Origin of the sequence: Paenibacillus sp. FSL H8-0283 (assembly GCF_045040675.1) — a bacterium.
Classification (GTDB): Bacteria; Bacillota; Bacilli; order Paenibacillales; family Paenibacillaceae; genus Paenibacillus; species Paenibacillus amylolyticus.
This window is the reverse complement of sequence record NZ_CP150295.1, coordinates 6,653,240-6,670,570: the sequence shown is the minus strand read 5'-3', so window position 1 is coordinate 6,670,570 and position 17,331 is coordinate 6,653,240. Positions and strand designations below refer to the sequence as shown.

17 protein-coding genes are annotated in these 17,331 nt (G+C 46.6%); 9 read left to right on the top strand and 8 right to left on the bottom strand.

What is annotated here, in order from left to right:
- Nucleotides 1-25 precede the first annotated feature (25 nt).
- The 3 genes from glpK (at nucleotide 26) to MHI52_RS29280 (ending at nucleotide 4,646) form a co-directional block, all read left to right on the top strand.
- The gene (gene glpK, locus MHI52_RS29290) at nucleotides 26-1,513 is read left to right on the top strand and encodes a glycerol kinase GlpK (RefSeq protein WP_036667919.1); all 1,488 of its coding nucleotides are present in this window, start codon (nucleotides 26-28) and stop codon (nucleotides 1,511-1,513) included.
- Between the two features lie 401 nt (nucleotides 1,514-1,914).
- On the top strand, nucleotides 1,915-3,573 hold the full coding sequence (locus tag MHI52_RS29285) for a glycerol-3-phosphate dehydrogenase/oxidase (protein WP_405158113.1): 1,659 nt from the start codon (nucleotides 1,915-1,917) through the stop codon (nucleotides 3,571-3,573).
- A gap of 68 nt (nucleotides 3,574-3,641) precedes the next feature.
- The gene (locus tag MHI52_RS29280) at nucleotides 3,642-4,646 is read left to right on the top strand and encodes a Gfo/Idh/MocA family protein (protein WP_405158112.1); all 1,005 of its coding nucleotides are present in this window, start codon (nucleotides 3,642-3,644) and stop codon (nucleotides 4,644-4,646) included.
- A 104-nt stretch (nucleotides 4,647-4,750) separates the two neighbouring features.
- On the opposite strand, the gene MHI52_RS29275 is transcribed toward MHI52_RS29280, so the two are convergent.
- Entirely contained in the window at nucleotides 4,751-5,050 is a 300-nt protein-coding gene (locus MHI52_RS29275) for a helix-turn-helix domain-containing protein (RefSeq protein ID WP_026081419.1), read from the bottom strand.
- 423 nt (nucleotides 5,051-5,473) lie between these two features.
- Between MHI52_RS29275 and MHI52_RS29270 the strand changes: the two genes are divergently transcribed.
- Complete coding sequence (locus MHI52_RS29270; RefSeq protein ID WP_051447288.1) at nucleotides 5,474-5,854, top strand: DoxX family protein; 381 nt, start codon at nucleotides 5,474-5,476, stop codon at nucleotides 5,852-5,854.
- 125 nt (nucleotides 5,855-5,979) lie between these two features.
- On the opposite strand, the gene MHI52_RS29265 is transcribed toward MHI52_RS29270, so the two are convergent.
- From MHI52_RS29265 to MHI52_RS29245, 5 genes are all read right to left on the bottom strand, one after another.
- Nucleotides 5,980-6,819 (bottom strand): DNA alkylation repair protein, encoded by an 840-nt coding sequence (locus MHI52_RS29265; protein ID WP_084649982.1) that lies wholly within the window; start codon nucleotides 6,817-6,819, stop codon nucleotides 5,980-5,982.
- Nucleotides 6,820-6,896: 77 nt separating this feature from the next.
- A complete protein-coding gene (locus tag MHI52_RS29260; RefSeq protein ID WP_405158111.1) occupies nucleotides 6,897-7,592 on the bottom strand; it encodes a Crp/Fnr family transcriptional regulator in 696 nt (231 codons plus the stop codon).
- Nucleotides 7,593-7,720: 128 nt separating this feature from the next.
- Nucleotides 7,721-8,224 carry an AbrB/MazE/SpoVT family DNA-binding domain-containing protein gene (locus MHI52_RS29255; protein WP_405158110.1) on the bottom strand — a complete coding sequence of 168 codons (504 nt, stop codon included), beginning with the start codon at nucleotides 8,222-8,224 and terminating at the stop codon, nucleotides 7,721-7,723.
- Between the two features lie 120 nt (nucleotides 8,225-8,344).
- Nucleotides 8,345-9,025: a CidB/LrgB family autolysis modulator gene (locus MHI52_RS29250; protein ID WP_076251772.1), complete on the bottom strand. Its 681-nt coding sequence runs from the start codon at nucleotides 9,023-9,025 to the stop codon at nucleotides 8,345-8,347.
- Nucleotides 9,022-9,393: a CidA/LrgA family protein gene (locus MHI52_RS29245; protein ID WP_017691758.1), complete on the bottom strand. Its 372-nt coding sequence runs from the start codon at nucleotides 9,391-9,393 to the stop codon at nucleotides 9,022-9,024. Before MHI52_RS29245 ends, MHI52_RS29250 begins: the two co-directional genes overlap by 4 nt.
- Nucleotides 9,394-9,554: 161 nt before the next feature.
- On the opposite strand from MHI52_RS29245, the gene cidR reads away from it, so the two are divergent.
- From cidR to MHI52_RS29225, 4 genes are all read left to right on the top strand, one after another.
- Nucleotides 9,555-10,439, top strand: a complete 885-nt coding sequence (cidR, locus tag MHI52_RS29240; protein ID WP_047840818.1) for a cidABC operon transcriptional activator CidR — start codon at nucleotides 9,555-9,557, stop codon at nucleotides 10,437-10,439.
- 109 nt (nucleotides 10,440-10,548) lie between these two features.
- A complete protein-coding gene (locus MHI52_RS29235; protein WP_282319988.1) occupies nucleotides 10,549-11,406 on the top strand; it encodes a carbon-nitrogen hydrolase family protein in 858 nt (285 codons plus the stop codon).
- Between the two features lie 254 nt (nucleotides 11,407-11,660).
- Nucleotides 11,661-12,335 carry a GNAT family N-acetyltransferase gene (locus MHI52_RS29230; protein WP_405158109.1) on the top strand — a complete coding sequence of 225 codons (675 nt, stop codon included), beginning with the start codon at nucleotides 11,661-11,663 and terminating at the stop codon, nucleotides 12,333-12,335.
- Between the two features lie 46 nt (nucleotides 12,336-12,381).
- Complete coding sequence (locus tag MHI52_RS29225; protein WP_405158108.1) at nucleotides 12,382-13,053, top strand: GNAT family N-acetyltransferase; 672 nt, start codon at nucleotides 12,382-12,384, stop codon at nucleotides 13,051-13,053.
- Nucleotides 13,054-13,212: 159 nt separating this feature from the next.
- Here MHI52_RS29225 and MHI52_RS29220 read toward each other — a convergent pair whose 3' ends face one another.
- Complete coding sequence (locus MHI52_RS29220) at nucleotides 13,213-14,070, bottom strand: alpha/beta fold hydrolase (protein ID WP_405158107.1); 858 nt, start codon at nucleotides 14,068-14,070, stop codon at nucleotides 13,213-13,215.
- A 166-nt stretch (nucleotides 14,071-14,236) separates the two neighbouring features.
- Here MHI52_RS29220 and MHI52_RS29215 point away from each other — a divergent pair, with 166 nt between their 5' ends.
- Nucleotides 14,237-15,130: a LysR family transcriptional regulator gene (locus MHI52_RS29215; RefSeq protein WP_405158106.1), complete on the top strand. Its 894-nt coding sequence runs from the start codon at nucleotides 14,237-14,239 to the stop codon at nucleotides 15,128-15,130.
- Between the two features lie 184 nt (nucleotides 15,131-15,314).
- On the opposite strand, the gene MHI52_RS29210 is transcribed toward MHI52_RS29215, so the two are convergent.
- Complete coding sequence (locus MHI52_RS29210) at nucleotides 15,315-17,297, bottom strand: LTA synthase family protein (RefSeq protein ID WP_405158105.1); 1,983 nt, start codon at nucleotides 17,295-17,297, stop codon at nucleotides 15,315-15,317.
- Between the last annotated feature and the right edge of the window lie 34 nt (nucleotides 17,298-17,331).

Genomic DNA, 17,331 nt, shown 5'->3' with positions numbered 1-17,331 from the left:
GAACCCACAACAGGAGGTTGGCTGTATGGAAAAATATATATTGGCTCTGGATCAGGGAACAACAAGCTCCCGAGCTATTCTATTTAACCGTGGCGGGGAGATTGTGCACATTGCACAGCAGGAATTCCCTCAATATTTCCCCAAACCGGGCTGGGTAGAGCAGAATGCCAACGAAATCTGGAGTTCCATTCTTGCCGTGATGGCTTCATGTCTGGCAGAGAGCGGAATCAAACCTGTTCAGATTGCCGGAATTGGAATTACGAATCAACGTGAGACCGTTGTTGTATGGGACAAAGAAACAGGCAGACCCATCTATAATGCAGTGGTATGGCAATCCAGACAGACCGCAGATATCTGTGAAGAATTGAAGACGCAGGGTCTCGGGGACCTTTTCCGCCGTAAAACAGGATTACTGATCGATCCCTACTTCTCGGGAACAAAGGTGAAGTGGATTCTGGATCATGTCCCTGGTGCCCGGGAGCGGGCAGAGAAGGGTGAACTGCTGTTTGGCACGATTGATAGCTGGCTGATCTGGAAACTGAGCGGGGGTACACATGTCACGGATATATCCAATGCCTCACGTACTCTGATCTATAACATCTATGATCTGCAATGGGATGACGAATTGTTGGATATCCTCGACATTCCCAAGGCTATGCTACCAGAAGTGCGAGGTTCATCCGAGGTGTATGCACACACAACAGACTATCATTTCTTCGGTCATCGGATTCCGATTGCGGGAGCGGCAGGAGATCAACAGGCAGCGATGTTTGGTCAGGGCTGTTACACCAAGGGTAGTATGAAAAATACATATGGTACAGGTTGTTTCATGCTTATGAACACGGGAGAGAACCCGGTACAATCCAATCACGGACTGATTACAACGATTGCCTGGGGGATGAATGGCAAGGTTGAATATGCGCTCGAAGGTAGCATTTTTGTTGCAGGTTCAGCGGTTCAGTGGCTGCGTGATGGATTAAGAATGCTTCGCTCTTCAAAAGATAGCGAGGATTACGCCTCACGTGTGCCTTCGACAGACGGTGTTTATATGGTACCTGCATTTGTGGGATTGGGCAGTCCGTATTGGGATAGTGAGGTTAAGGGTGCGGTGTTTGGCCTGACCCGAGGCACGACAAAGGAACACTTTATCCGTGCTACGCTTGAGGCGTTGGCGTATCAGACCAAAGATGTACTGGAGGCAATGGAATCCGACTCGGGTATTCCCGTGCATGCTTTGCGTGTGGATGGAGGAGCGGCGGCCAATGATTTCCTCATGCAGTTCCAGAGTGATATTCTGGGCATTCCTGTCGAACGCCCAACGGTGAATGAAACGACTGCATTGGGTGCGGCTTATCTGGCAGGATTGGCGGTAGGATATTGGACGAGTGCGGATGAATTGACGGATCATGAAAATACGGAGCGTGTCTTCCAGCCTGTTATGGCTGAGCAACAACGAACAGAACTGTATACAGGCTGGAAGCGTGCAGTGAATGCAGCAATGGCTTTTAAATAAAAGAAATGAAATGAATATTTCTTGGTGTGGGTATTTGTACTTTTTAACTAAACATATGTTATAAATGATATTTACTGGTGGAAAATGATGCATGATTTACAGGGTTATTCTTCCTGGAGGAGGCAAAATATATACCCACTATAAGGAAAAAAATAAGGTTAGTGGATTCATTTGAAATTCCATCCTTTGTCAGAACAACTTTTTGAATTTTTTTTGAATAATGTGTCATTTCAGGACTTCACGCCGTCAAAAATCTGTGATAGGATAAAGGCACAAGTTAAAAAAATGATGTCTGGAGATCGGGAGGGACCACGTGCCGCTCAGCAATTGCTGAGCGAATGACGTGGTCCTTTTTTTGTTTTTTTACGGAAATATTAAGGAAATCAATGGGAGGTTCAAGAATGACAGAAACGTTCTCGTCAGCACAACGGACCGAATATTTGCAAAATATGGCGAATGCACATTTTGACGTATTGATTATTGGCGGCGGGATTACAGGCGCAGGGATTGCATTGGATGCGGCTTCGCGTGGGTTGAAGACGGCGCTTGTAGAAATGCAGGATTTTGCAGCAGGTACATCCAGTCGTTCGACCAAGCTTGTCCATGGCGGATTACGTTATTTGAAGCAATATGAAGTGAAGATGGTTGCTGAGGTAGGACGGGAGCGGGCTGTAGTTTATGAAAATGGGCCACATGTGACAACACCGGAACCGATGTTGTTACCGATCTATACGGCTGGCACGTTCGGCCGCTTCAGCACATCCATTGGACTGATGGTGTATGACCGGCTCGCCGGGGTGAAGCGCAGTGAACGGCGCCAAATGTTGAATGCTGGAGCAGTGTCAGACAGTGAACCTCTGTTACGCAAACAGGGGTTGTTGGGTGGTGGACTCTATGTGGAGTACCGGACTGATGATGCCAGGCTCACCATAGAAGTTATGAAAGAAGCCGTTAAACGTGGGGCACAGGCAGTGAACTACGTTAAGGCGAAAGGTTTCCTGAAGGAGAATGGCAAGATTACAGGTATTGAAGCCATGGATCAGATCGATGGGCAGACTTATACGCTGAAAGCAAGCAAGGTGATCAACGCTTCCGGTCCATGGGTGGACGGTCTGCGGGAATTGGACGGTTCACGCCAGGGGAAAACGCTGCAGATGACCAAAGGCATTCATTTGGTCTTTGATGGTGAACGATTCCCATTAAGACAGGCCGTCTATTTTGATACACCAGATGGTCGAATGGTCTTTGCTGTCCCACGTGATGGAAAAACCTATGTAGGTACAACCGACACTGTATATCAGGATGATCCTGCACAACCGCAAATTTCCGACTCGGATCGCGATTATGTGATTGATGCAGTTAATGGCATGTTTCCAGATGTACACATTGGTACCGAGGACGTGGAATCCGGATGGGCGGGTGTACGTCCACTAATTCATGAGGAAGGCAAGAATCCTTCCGAAATATCACGTAAAGATGAAGTCTGGGTATCCGAATCCAATCTGATTACGATTGCCGGGGGCAAGTTAACCGGATACCGTAAAATGGCCGAGATGGTTGTTGATCTGGTCGCACGCCAGATGGAGCAGGAGAGTGGGCATTCCATAGGCCCTTGTGTAACGAAGAAGATGCCCATCTCCGGCGGTGATGTAGGGGGAGCGGCTGGATTTGTATCGTATGCGGAGCGCAAGATCAAGGATGGTGTTGCCTTGGGGCTTGCCCGACCGGCTGCGGAGCGGCTGGTTCGCACATATGGTTCCAATGTGGAGGCACTGTATGAGCGAATGCCCGATCCACGCACCAAGTCCGAGCTTCATGGCATGCCACAGGAGCTATTGCTTATGCTACATTACGCGATTGATGAAGAGATGGCTGTAACCCCATCTGACTTTTTGGTACGAAGAACAGGTGATTTATTCTTCCGTATTGATGAAGTTCGTCGCTATAAAGCAGCGGTTATCTCGTATATGGCAGGTCGTTTGGACTGGTCTGAAGAGGAAGAGGTTAAACATACACAGGAACTGGATCAGCTGTTGCTGGAAGCATCCGGCAAAATCTAAGGCAGGATTTCAAGATCGAGAGTCGAATGGAACATGTAAGCGTGTAACATAGAGAGGGGATTACATCCATGACATTACAGATCGGAATCATTGGAACAGGCTGGTTCAGTAAGGTACACGCGGATATTCTCGCACGGATGGAAGGTGTTCGTGTTGCGAGTGTCTGTGGAACATCGCTCGAAAAGGCAGAGGCTATGGCCTCCGTTTATGATGCTGTTGGTTACGGGGAACTTGAACATATGCTGGATGGTGAGAAGCTGGATGCGGTGTATATCTGTGTGCCTCCGATGTCTCACGGATCAATTGAGTCCGAATTAATCCGCCGCGGTATTCCATTCCTGGTGGAGAAACCGTTGAGCACCGGAATGGATGTTCCGCGTCAGGTGTTGGATCAGTTGCAAAAGAGTGGATTGTTAACCTCTGTAGGATACCATTTCCGTTATCAGGAGGCTGCGCAGGTTCTGCAGCAAGCGATGAAAGAACAGACGGTCGGCATGGCTCTTGGCCGCTGGATGGGCGGAATGCCAGGGGTCGCCTGGTGGCGGCGTCAGGACGGTTCAGGAGGACAATTCGTAGAGCAGACTACACATATTGTAGACTTGCTTCGGTATTGTGCAGGAGAAGTTACGGAGGTATATGCTGTAGCAGCTCAGCGAAGCATGCATGAGAAGCATGAGCATGTGACCGTAGCCGATGTGGCAAATGTGACGCTCAAGCTGGAAAGTGGAGCGATTGCCAGTATCGCCAATACATGTCTGTTGCCAGACGGAGAGGGCGGCGCAGGACTCCAGTTCTACACGGATGCAGGTGTGTGGGATTGGACGCCAGAACGTTTGCTTCTACCAAGTGCCGCAAAACATGCGATGGCAGGTCTGGAGATTCCGGCAGGACATAACCCATACGAGCGTGAGAATGAAGCGTTCATTCACGCCCTGCGTACGGGAGACCGTTCACGAATTCTGTCCGATTATGCAGATGCCTGCCGTACACAGGAGATTACGACGGCGGCGCTGGCATCGGCAGATTCCGGTCTGCCGGTACAGCTTCAGCCTTCAAAACATCTCTCTCATTAAAAGGTTGAAGGTAATATAAATACGCCTGAATCAGGGAATGATCCGCAGATCAGCCTGATTCAGGCGTATTTGTGTTGAGTAGAGATTATTAAGTAGCAATTCAACTACTCGGATTTCTGCTGTTTCAACCAGTCGGATGACCAACTGTAGATCTGATCAATGACAGGTTCAATGGCTCTGCCTTTCGGTGTCAATTCATACTCTACACGGGGAGGTATCTCGGGAAACATGTGTCGGGTTACGATACCTTCCGTCTCCATTTCCTTCAATCTCTCCGATAAAAGTCGTCCACTGATCGCCATCTCTGCTTCAAGTTCCGTAAACCGCTTGGGTCCGGACAACAGTTGGTACATGATTAACAGTACCCACTTCTTGCCTATGATGTCTATGGCTTGAGTGATCATACAGGGACTTGGTGATTTTACTTTTTTCAGCTTCAACGTGTTCACCTCGATTCATAATGATTTTCTTCAAAGTTGTATATGAAAGGACATGATTTCTGCCGCTTTAAGAATATAGGACATCCAAGTAAATGAGGGTTACTACAAAATATACTGTAACATACCTTTTGTATGTATTATACATCATACAGTGAAAAATTACTTGAAGAAATTATATTATTATTATATACTAACTTCACAAAAGTAAGTTGGTGATAAATAATACGTATAATATGAACGCGTACTATTCTGAAAATTGAACTGGGCTGAACGGTTGAAAACAGAGTGACCTTTGGGAACTTTTACATAGATTCTTTTTTTACAATGTGCAGCAAAAATAATCATTACATAGTAGGAACATATAATTTGTTACAGGAGGATCTACATATGAACAAGATTTTGGGTTACGTTTTTCTGGTTGTGTTAGCAGGTGTCTTCGTCATGACGGGGTTTAACAAGATTAGTGGGGCAGATATGATGATTCAGACATTCGAAAGTTTCTCTTATCCGACATGGACGATGTATCTGCTGGGCGCTGCGGAGTTGCTTAGTGCTGTAGGACTGCTGATTCCACGGACTCGCATCCTGGCTTCTGGCATACTGACCTTCATTCTGATTGGGGCCGTGGGAAGTCATCTGATCTATGCACAATACGCTGCTGTTCCGTTCCCGGCTGTGTTGTTGGTAGCTAACATTATTGTTTTGGTTGTGGGCATGCGCAGATTGGAAGCGGAAGAAGAAGGCCAGATGGACGCGATTCAGGCGTAAGTTAAAGATAAGAGGGAACGTAATTGGGCTGTTCAACGTGGAAAAGGTATTCCTGTCAAAAGGAATGTAAACGCGGATGCCTATGCAGAAGATGACCACTGCCAGTAAGCGGTGGTCATCTTTTTTTATGTCAGACTTCGCGTGGCACGTGTAACGATTCGCCGCGTATGTTTGGTATCCGACTGCTGAGTCCAAGTGGCACAGACCTGCCGCACCCACTCTGGATTGGTTTTGCTGGCGTCGTTCAGCCAGTTACTTACCGAATCCTGTACATACTTATGGGCATCGGATTTTACTGCGTCAAGCAAGGGAAGGGCCATGGCCGGATTTTCTTTTAACTCCTGAATATGCTTGGCCCAGACGCCACGAGGTCTGATTGATTCTATGGCAAATCGACGGATCAGTGGATCAGGGTCAACGCTCCATGGGATTAACTGCTGCAAGGCTAAGGATAATTCGGCAGAGATGGACTCCCGTACAGCCATCCAGGCGATTTCTCTTACACCAAAGTGATGATCTGCTGCAAAGGGCCGAATATGCTCCAACTTTTCAGTCAGGTTCAGACCGGAATCCAGCCCAATGATATAAGCCGCCCAGCAGCGAACACTGTCTGAACGATGCTCTGCAATGGAACAAAAGAGATTCGTTTTTTCATTGACTGATGGACGTTTCAACAGATCAAGCCATTGCATGGCTATGGCCGGGATGATTTTCATGATCCGCTGCTCATCCATCTGTGTTAACTGCTCTGTAATTGCTCTGGTTTCGGCATCCATTCCCCATTCATGGGTAACCTTCTGAAAAAGAGAAACATGATCTACAGCCAGCCATTCGGTCAGATTGACCGATTCGATATGTCCTGCTTGTAGCCAATTGCGGATATGCTCAGGAATTTCCGTTGCTTTACGGGCACCTTTGCGAAGAAAAATGTCTTCAGGGATAAATAGATCTGGCTTAGCATCCAACGGTATACTCCTCCTTGGTTGTATAACATCATGAGTTATACAGTACAACTTGCTGGAGAACAGGGATGTAAGGCATCTTACAAGTGGTCAGTGATTTTCCGGAGGTTAGCGATTTCGTCACGATGAAGGGAGACTGATTTGAATCCGGTACGAATACGGCCAGATTTTACCAAGTCTTGCATGACAATCGTAACCGATTCCCGTGTGGCTCCCGCCATCCAGGCAATCTCCTGATGGGTAAGCCCGAGTTGAATCCGGCAGTATTCATCTTCTTCGATCCATCCCATCTGTTCAGCCAGCCGGAAGAGATTATGTAACACCTTTTCATGCAGGTTTCCGAGTGCAAGCGTCTGTGTCAACTCGCTCATACGTTTGATCCGCTCGCTCAGTACGTTCATCAGTCTCATCATAAATTCCGGATGTTCAATCAGAAACTGTTCAAAACGTTGTTTGTTCATCAGGCAAATATCACACTCCTCCATCGTTTCGATATAAACGGCGCGTGTTCCGAGTGAGATTCCGTTCATTTCTCCAAACACGTTACCTTCCGTCAAAATATCGAGAGTGAACTGCTTGCCCTCCGGATTTAATGTATATAAACGAACCTTTCCCCGTTTTACAAAATAGAAACCTTCTGTAAACGTATCGGGTGTCTGGATCTGTTTGTTTTTAGGTATGGTCGTAATAGAAGTCATCCCATCCATTTCAATCAGGTCTGCCTCGGATAAGGAGGACATGAGGTCGAATTGTGATAAATACAGAATTTTATCCATAGAACTCCTTTCCATTACAATATGAATATAAAAAAAAAGAAGAACCCACGAAAAACAACGGGTTCTCTTGCAGCGGGACTTCCTGATCGGAAGGTCTTCTGACTATAAATGATCAAATGCCATTTTGATTATAGTAACTTTTTTAATTGAGAGACGCGTCCTTGGCTGATGCCAAGCTTTTCCGCAATTTGCTGTTGAGCCAAACCGGGATTCTGTTCAACAATTTCTTTCATCTGTTGCAGCATACGTGCCGTCTTTGGCCGCAGGTCCGGGTATTCTTGGTTGTCAGCTGTGGTCCCTTCTTCCCTAGCGGGAGATGAGACTGGGGCGGATTTGGAAGCAGGACGCTCCACGGGTGCAGGAGCCTGTTTGTTCTGAGGTACGAACCAGTCGGGAGAGTCATCCGGGTGTTTTAATTGAATTGCACAAGTCCGGCAGATGAATTGTTCTTTGAAATACATTTCCGTATCTACATCACCGCAAAAAATACATAATGTTGATTTGTACTTTCTTAAAATCAACTCTTTTCCTTCAATGAAAAACTCAAGCGGATCGCCGATATGGATTTCCATCGTATCCCGCATTTCTTTGGGAAGGACAATTCGTCCAAGACGGTCCAGAGATCTCTTCATTCCGGTTCTTTTCATCGCATCTCCCCCGCAATATTCACAATTAAAAACCTGTCCTTATTGTAAGGAAGAAAGGGCTTTAATACAACAATAATATTTCAAAAAAGTGGATAATTCCATCCATTATGGGAAAATAAGTTTAGAAAGCACGGGTGCAACCGCTAAAGTGAACAATGCAGCGAGCACCATGGAGATGCTGGAGATGGTACCGGTCAGGGAACTCAGTTCAAACGCCTTGGATGTTCCTGTGCCATGGGCACCGGTTCCAAACAGTGTGCCTCGTGCAATCTCCCCATCGATGCGCAGCATTTTGACGATGGAAGGGCCCATAATTACTCCGAGCAGACCAGTCATAATAACAAAAACAGCTGTCACTGCGGGTATGCCACCGATAGTGGCGGATACGTTCATGGCAATTGGGGTGGTAATCGATCTTGGGATCAGACTATGAATGAGACCGGAATCCAGGCGCAACCATTTGGCGAGCAGGGCAGAAGAAAGTACGGCAACGACCGAGCCGGTCATGACACTGAAGACAATCTCGGAAATATGTTTTTTGAGTACATGGAAAAAGGTATAGAGCGGTACGGCAAAAGCCACCGTGGCCGGTTGAAGAAGCAGACTCAGCCATTTGCCGCCACTGCTATACGTGGCATAATCCGTTCCGGTTGCAAGCAATATGCCAACAACAAGAAGCGGTGTAATGAGCAACGGAGACAGATATACTTTCGGCAGATTGCGATACATTCGTTTGGTAACCCAATAGATACCGACGGTTAACAACAGGCAGAGGAATCCAATCATCCGGTGTGACGCTCCTTTCGTTTGGCAATTCGTGTAGCCACTAGGCCTGTGCAGGACATGACCAGGAAAGTACTAAGTAGTACGATAAATAAAATTTGCAATCCGTCATGTTCCAACATGGGCATATAGTTCATAATGCCAACGGCTGACGGGATAAAAAATAACAATAGTTCACCGAGCAGCCAGGCAGCTCCAACTTCAATCCAGCGCAGCTTCACGACACGAGTCTGAAGCAGAATGAATAACACGACCATACCGAGTATTGAACCTGGTACAGGAAGATGGAGAGTACGGGCCAGCAGGTCCATCAGCAGTGAAAAAACCATTAAGAGCGCAACTTGTGCAATACCAAGGCCCCATTTTTTCACTTCAATCCCTCCTTGTATAATCAACGTAATCGTTTAAGTTATTATGAAAATGAAAATGATTCATTTGATATCACAAATTTTACATGGCTTCCTTTCATGAGTAAAATGCATATTAAGAATGTTTACTATTCCATTTGTCTATGAGAGGTGAGTATCAACCGATGGATATCCGCCATTTGCAATATTTTCTGGAAGTTGCCCGGCAGCAGAGCTTCACTAAAGCCGCCGAAGTCCTGTATATCACCCAGCCCACGATCAGCAAGACGGTCAAGAGTCTTGAAGAGGAATTGGGTATCACTTTACTGGACCGTTATGGGAAGAAAGTTGAACTAACCGATGCAGGCCATGTGTTTTTTCGGCAGGCACTTGAGATTGAAAAATCATTCCGCAGTCTGTCGTCCGAATTGGACGATCTGATGAATTTGAAGAAAGGCCATCTGCGGATTGGTTTGCCGCCGATGGTAGGGTCCAGCTTTTTCCCCATGATCATTGGTGAATTTCACAAAGCCTACCCGCAGGTGACCATTCAGCTGTTTGAGGATGGCGCCAAAAAAGTGGAGGCCGATGTGATCAGTGGTGCACTGGATATTGGCGTTGCCGTACTGCCAACCGTGGATGAGCTGTTGGATCATTTTGTGTTTGTGAAAGAGAAGCTGAATCTGCTCGTACACCCTTCACATCCGCTTGCGGGGAAAGAGTCGGTTGCGCTGCATGAACTGGAAAACGATGCCTTTGTGTTGTTTCGGGAGGATTTTGCGTTGCATGACCGGATTATTGTGGCCTGTCAGCATGCTGGGTTCCAGCCCCGTGTGGTATATGAGAGCTCCCAGTGGGATCTGCTCAGCGCGATGGTTGCTGCCAATTTGGGGGTAGCCTTACTGCCGGAGACGATCTGTCGTGAGGTGGACCATATGCGCGTGCGCATTATACCGGTGGTGGAACCGGTGATTCCATGGCAGCTCGGCATGATCTGGCGGAAGGACCGCTATCTGTCTTTTGCCACGAGAGAGTGGATCGGATTCACGCAGTCGATGCTGGGTGAGTAAGGGAAGCGATCGGAAGGTTGTTCCATTCTAGTGCCCAGTGTAAATACTCTTTTGTTGACCCCGGATCGTTGTTACAATGGAAGCATAATCATGATGGAGGTGTACGAACATGAAATTGCGGGTATCCGCTGTACAATACCAGCTACAAACAATCAGCTCGTTTGAGCAGTTCGCCGCTCAGGCTGAGCATTACATACGGACAGCGAGTGAATACGGAACCGAATTTGTGCTGTTCCCGGAATTTTTCACAACGCAGTTAATGTCCATTGGGGACAAACAAGGCAATGCACTGACAATTGAGGATCTGCCAAACTTTACGGAGCAATATGAACAACTGTTCACGTCACTCGCTACCAAGTACGGCATGCACGTCATCGGGGGAACCCACGTCATTCGACGTGAAGGGAAGCTGTATAATACAGCCCACATGTTCTACCCGGATGGTCGCATCGCGCGGCAGGACAAGATTCACATTACACCAACCGAAGTCCAGGAATGGAACATGGCTCCCGGAGAGGGACTTGAGGTGTTCGACACGGACAAAGGCCGTATTGCGATGCTGACCTGTTACGATATTGAATTCCCGGAAATTGTACGGATGGCCAAAGCCAAAGGCGCAGACGTAATTTTCTGTCCTTCCTGCACGGACGATCGTCATGGATTCTACCGTGTGCGTTATACGAGTCATGCCCGCGCGGTAGAGAATCAGGTGTATGTTGTGTTAACCGGAACAGTGGGTAATCTGCCGACCGTTGATTTCATGCGGGCCAACTATGGACAGGCTGCGATCATTACGCCAAATGATATTCCGTTCCCGCCACGTGGCATTCTGGCCGAGGGTGAGATTAACAACGATATGATCGTGACCGCCGATCTGGATCTGGACTTGTTGTATGAGGTACGTGAACGTGGATCGGTAACGACCTGGCGTGACCGCCGTACTGATCTATATACCGATTGGGAGTAGGCAACCTTATAGAGGTTGTTCAAAAAGCCCGCTTTTGATTACGAAGGATGCCTAGTGGCATCATCAGCATCGAATATGGAATTCAGCCGAAATGTCCGTTGCTCACGTAGTCTTCCCTACGCTCCGCTACTCCATTTCTAGCTTCATCCCATCTTCTCGGTACTGAAAACCGACCTCTTTGAACACATAATTAAAACCTAAGCGAAACAGAGTAGGGAATTCATTTTGTCAGTGGAAAGGGGTGAACAGGCAACATGTATACCAAAGAAATGCTGATCACCGATCCGGAGCGAAGTGGTAAAAGGGTAAAGGCAGTCGTTCGCAATTATGTTACTGCCGACTTTGAGGAACTCATTGGCATTCAGGCGGAGAGTTTCCCTCCTCCTTATCCGGAAGAACTGCTCTGGAGTCACGAGCAGCTCACCAGTCATGTACAGCATTACCCGGAGGGTGCCATCTGTATTGAAGTCGATGGAGAGTTGGCCGGATCAATGACCTCGCTACGGATGCAGTGGGACCCTGCACATCCAGCAAGTCATACCTGGGCCCAAGTAACGGATGACGGTTATATTCGTAACCACCAGCCGGATGGCAACACGCTGTATATTGTTGATCTCTGTGTTCGTCCAAAGTACCGCAAATGGGGACTGGCTCAGCTTATGATGCAGGCGATGTACCACCTTGTCATCGCTCAGGGGATGGATCGGTTACTGGGTGCTGGTAGAATGCCCGGTTATCATTTTGTTGCAGACCAACTGTCTGCGCAGGAATATCTGGATCAGGTAGCAGCGGGAGAGAGGCGTGACCCGGTGATATCGTTCCTGCTTCGCTGTGGCCGCATGCCTGTTGGTGTGACCGCAGACTATCTGGACGATGAGGAATCCTGCAACTATGCAGCCCTGATGGAGTGGCAGAATCCGTTCAGATAAAGAAATGTTAAATGAAATACATTATCAATCGAGGGGGTATTTATTCATGGAATTCACGCGTATTACATCCATTAAAGATCCATTGTTTGCCCAAATGCACAAGTTGATGCAGGAGATTTTCCCGCGGGAAGAAGTGCTTGACTTCCCCCTGTGGGAAGAACCACTGGAAGATCCGGGTATTCGGGTGTTCGTGGCTGTGCATGAGGGACAGGTTGTTGGAGCGACAGAGTACCGTTATTACGAGGATTGGAACGTAGCCATGACGGACTTTACGATTATTGGGCGCGAGGGACTGGGGATCGGCAGTTTCCTGGCGAATCACCGCAAGCGTGATCTTCAAAAGCTGGCTGCAACAAACGGGAAAGAATTGTTCGGTATGTTTGCCGAAATCTATAACCCTTATCTGAGTCAGGATCACGAGTTTGGCGGCATCAAGCCGATGGACCCGTATGTGCGTCGCGAAGTTCTGTCCCATCTGGGATATCAGCGTCTGGACTTCCCATATGTTCATCCATCTTGGCAAGGTGACGGTGAAGCGGTTGGCGGCTTGGACCTGTGCTTCATGACAGGTGATGAGTCGCTTGGTGAACTGCCAGCAAGCCTAGTGGCTGATTTCCTGAATCGATATTATGCAGTGCTTCCTAACAAACCACAAGAATGGCTTGCCATGGTAGAGCAATTGACTGCTCGCAAGTCGGTTGCGCTACTGCCGTTGTAAACTGGACGGGATAGAACATTAAATCATAGTGGCGTTGCAAGTACCTTGAAGAATGATGACAGATGCAAAAAGCCCGTAGAACAGGCCATTATTGGACCTGCTTTCTACGGGTTTTTTCTATTTAGTTCGAGGTTGAGATTGAGCCAATGTAAGTTGGTTTTAAAATATTTTCTTTAAGAAGTGGTTAATGAGCTCATGGATCTCTGTCACATGTGTTTCGAGAGCAAAATGCCCAGTATCAAGTAAATGCACTTCTGCAGATGGGATATCACGCTTATAAGCTAAAGCTCCAGCAGGAAGAAAAGCAGGATCATTTTTACCCCATACAGCTAGAAGAGGAGGTTGATAATTGCGGAAATAAGCCTGAAATTCAGGATAAAGATCCACGTTTGTTCTATAATCGAGGATTAAATCCAGTTGGATTTCTTCAGCTTCCGGGCGTGACATGTAGGCAATATCCAGTGAATATCCGTCTGGTGAAACAAGGCTAGCATCAGTTCCATGAAGATACTGAAAGTTACGGATAGTTTCGGGGGTTAAGGAATCACGACATGCTTCACGATTTTCAGGTGTTGGAGAGTGCCAATACATCTCCCAAGGTCCCCATGCGTCACTAAACCCTTCGACATATGCGTTGCCATTCTGACTAATAATGGCTTGAACTTGTTCCGGGTGAGCCACTGCCAAGCGATAACCGACAGGTGCCCCATAATCAAACACATACATTACATATTTCTTAAGAGCTAATGCTTCAGTGAAACCTTCAATAACTCGAAACAGGCTGTCAAATGTGAAGTCAAACTGACTACGGGGTGGAGTTGTTGTACGACCAAACCCAGCAAGATCAGGGGCAATGACACGGTATTGTTCTGCCAGTTTGGGAATAAGGTCGCGAAACATATGACTAGAGGATGGAAACCCGTGTAATAGTAAAATAACTTGGCCATCCTTAGGCCCGGCTTCACGATAAAAAACTTCGACATCTCCAACTTTCTGGTGCTGATAACTAATCTTCATTTTTTACATCTCCTTCTGGATTCATTAAGAAGTCCAATATTATTTCTCTTACTTACTTGTACAACTGGTGATGACGTGTTTTTATTGTATAATTAATATATTTATTTGAATAATGAATAGATTGAATGCTAGCTATTTTAAATCGAAATACAAAAGGGTGAAAGATATGATAAATTCCTTAGAGGGTCGTTTTTTTCAGGCATTTATTGCTTTGCTTGAAGAGAAGAGTTTCAGCCGAGCTGGGGAGCGCTTAGGTTATGTCCAGTCCACAGTAACAACTCATATTCAACAGCTGGAGAAGATCTGCGGACAGAAGTTGTTTCATCGATTTCCACGAGGGGTGGAACCTACGGAAGCTGGAAAAGTATTTTCCAAATATGCTTATCAGTATGTCCACTTAAGTGAATCCCTTAAAGAAAGTATGAATGATATGAATCAGCCGTGCGGAACAATAAATATTAGACTACAGGAATCCTTTTTTCTTACACGCATGCTTCCATTTGTACAGGAATATACGAGAAACTTTCCAAGCGTAAATTTACGTGTTGAACAAGGGGCGCATCAAGATATTCTAAAAAGTGTGCTGGATTATGCCCTGGATTTTGGCTTTGTCCCTCAAAACCCTGAACGACATGACATTCTCTTTTATCCGATTATGGAAGAGACTATTGTTTTTGTTGCATCTGAGGATTTGGTTTGGAAAGTAGAAAGTGTAGGGGCGCAGATTCTAAATGACGAGGTATTTATCAGTAACGGCACATCTTGTTTGTATCATACGACTGCTGTAGATGTTCTAAAGAATGAAGGGATTGTGGTTAAGGATGCGTTAGAGCTTTCAAGTCTTGAGATGATCAAGGAACTTGTATGCTGTGGTAAAGGTTTTGCCTTGGTCCCTAAAATAGCGATGAAAAACGAACTAAAGATGGGTAGATTAAAAATTCTTCCTTTTACTTCTAAAATAAGCTTTACGCATGGTCTGATTGTTCATAAAAATCGAGAGCGTAGTTTTACTGCTGAAAGTTTCCAATCGGAACTACTGAAATATTTTAAAGAATGTTGATCCATCAGCTCTTGTAGCTTTCTGAAATGGAAAAGGGTTGAATGCCGATTGTATGTAATTCAAATAACGCACATGTTCATCCTTGCAGGATTGATCATGTACGTTATAGATGTGTAATCTTGAAAAAACTTCAGTACTTGGTGATTCACTATGAAGCTCTTTTTAGAATATTAAAAAAATAAAATCAGTTCGCGCCCTTTCGATCCGGTAGTTGGCTCAAATAACTGTTGGACAAGTGTGCAAGATCCAATGCCCGATCATATTGTTCCTTCGTTATAAACCGTGAAGAGGGCACCACACTGTTATTGGGCGTGGCGATAGTTGGAGATTCCTCATCTCCCGAAATCTTCAGTATTTCTTCTGAAGGAACACCCGTCTGCTGTTGCTCGGCATCTTGTCTGCCCGCATCAGCTAGGGAATAATGTGTTCCGTCCCCGTATCCTTTCGCCGGTATGAAGAGAGAAGCATCGTTTAGTACCGACCCGGAAGGAAGGTAATAACGTTCGGGTAGCAGATTTCCACCTTCATGTAACAAATCCTGTCCGAAGTGTAATTGGTCCTTCAGCGATACTCCGGTGAGTCCCGCAATCGTTGGCAGAATGTCCACCTGGCCTCCGATCTGCTCCAGCTGTACACCGGGAGTAGCACCCGGGGCCGAGATAATGAGTGGAATATTAATCATATCTGCTGATGTGTATTCCCGACCATACAACTCTTTCATAAGGACTTTGTCATCCCGATCCAGTGAGTAGATAGGAAGCCCCAGGTGATCCCCGTACAAGACAAACAAGCTATTTTCCCATAATCCCCGTTCTTTCAATCCAGCAATCAACTGTCCAACTGCCTCATCCGCATAATGCTGTGATATCAGATAATTACCGGGCAACGTATCCTTGTAACGCTCTGGCAGCGTCAGCTTCACCTTGTTTTTAGGCAAAGTGTACGGGTGGTGGGCTGACATGGAGATGATATGGGCATAGAAGGGATCACCCGAAGACTGCATGGATTCCAGCTTATCCAGTGTTTTGGAATATAAGACTTCATCCGAGGCCGAAAAGGCGATAGAGTCCTGCATGCCGAAATAATCAATATCATAATACTGGTCGAATCCAAGCGCCTTGTATAACTGATCCCGATTCCAGAAACGAACATCATTTGTATGGAATGTAGCTGTCTGATATCCGTTTGCTGACATCAGCTTGGGTAGACTCGGCAGAGCTTTATCCGCATATACAGTTGTTGCTGCCCCGTTCGGCGGGGTGTAGAACGATGTGTTCACAACAAATTCTGCATCCGATGTATTTCCCTGTCCCACTTGCTGATAAAAGTTCGGAAAATATAGGCTCTGTCTAGCCAATTGATTCAGATTAGGCGTAATCTCTTGTCCATCTACCTCTAATCCAATCAGAAAGTTCTGGAACGATTCCAACTGGAGCATAATCACATTGCGTCCGCTCGCGGCACCCTGCTCCACAATCGCAGGAAGTTCGGTCGTTTGTTTCAGTTGGTCGATGTCAGTCTGATCAATGTGAGCGATGGGCACAGGTTTATCAGGTCGATCCAGGATGGTATACGCCTCGTAACCGAGGATGCCCATCTGTTCTGCTTGTGTAAGCTCACTCATGCTGGCCCGATTGGGATAGATGTTGAGCATGCACAGGATCATGGACAGGGTCAGAATGACCGAGGCAACCCGTCTTCTGGCACGTCGTTCAAGTGGAATACGGTTCGGGCGTTCTGTACTCCCGAGCTTGATCCGACGACGAATGAGTATCCCCCCGATAATCAGAACGTCTGCAAAAATAAACAAATAATAGGGGTCAAGCAAAGAGAACATGCTACTCTTGACCGAGGTCACCTGATTCACTTGTGCCAACGCATGATAGTTAACGATTACGCCATAGTATTTGTAGTACATGATGGCTGCAAAGAAAATCCCTGAGAGCAGCAAATTCATGGCAAGGTATATCCACATTCGCCGCTTGGCAGCAAACCACTCGATTAGACAGAAGCCGATCCAGATGAGCGGCAATTCGGTCAGCAGTGGTTTCCAGACAGGGATGTCATCAAAGATAACAATCCAGGCCAGTGAACTTTTGATCATCATGATAATGGTAAAGAATATAAACGGTCCGCTTAGAAATCGGGTGAGTGAACTGCGTGACAAGGTACCGCCTTCCCTTCCGAAGTTTCATTTAACA

Bases quoted from the DNA above. Each gene is read 5' to 3' on its own strand.
- glpK (WP_036667919.1), top strand. From the start codon at position 26: ATGGAAAAATATATATTGGCTCTGGATCAGGGAACAACAAGCTCCCGA.
- MHI52_RS29285 (WP_405158113.1), top strand. From the start codon at position 1,915: ATGACAGAAACGTTCTCGTCAGCACAACGGACCGAATATTTGCAAAAT.
- MHI52_RS29280 (WP_405158112.1), top strand. From the start codon at position 3,642: ATGACATTACAGATCGGAATCATTGGAACAGGCTGGTTCAGTAAGGTA.
- MHI52_RS29275 (WP_026081419.1), bottom strand. From the start codon at position 5,050: ATGATCACTCAAGCCATAGACATCATAGGCAAGAAGTGGGTACTGTTA.
- MHI52_RS29270 (WP_051447288.1), top strand. From the start codon at position 5,474: ATGAACAAGATTTTGGGTTACGTTTTTCTGGTTGTGTTAGCAGGTGTC.
- MHI52_RS29260 (WP_405158111.1), bottom strand. From the start codon at position 7,592: ATGGATAAAATTCTGTATTTATCACAATTCGACCTCATGTCCTCCTTA.
- MHI52_RS29255 (WP_405158110.1), bottom strand. From the start codon at position 8,224: ATGAAGAGATCTCTGGACCGTCTTGGACGAATTGTCCTTCCCAAAGAA.
- MHI52_RS29250 (WP_076251772.1), bottom strand. From the start codon at position 9,025: ATGATTGGATTCCTCTGCCTGTTGTTAACCGTCGGTATCTATTGGGTT.
- cidR (WP_047840818.1), top strand. From the start codon at position 9,555: ATGGATATCCGCCATTTGCAATATTTTCTGGAAGTTGCCCGGCAGCAG.
- MHI52_RS29235 (WP_282319988.1), top strand. From the start codon at position 10,549: ATGAAATTGCGGGTATCCGCTGTACAATACCAGCTACAAACAATCAGC.
- MHI52_RS29230 (WP_405158109.1), top strand. From the start codon at position 11,661: ATGTATACCAAAGAAATGCTGATCACCGATCCGGAGCGAAGTGGTAAA.
- MHI52_RS29225 (WP_405158108.1), top strand. From the start codon at position 12,382: ATGGAATTCACGCGTATTACATCCATTAAAGATCCATTGTTTGCCCAA.
- MHI52_RS29220 (WP_405158107.1), bottom strand. From the start codon at position 14,070: ATGAAGATTAGTTATCAGCACCAGAAAGTTGGAGATGTCGAAGTTTTT.
- MHI52_RS29215 (WP_405158106.1), top strand. From the start codon at position 14,237: ATGATAAATTCCTTAGAGGGTCGTTTTTTTCAGGCATTTATTGCTTTG.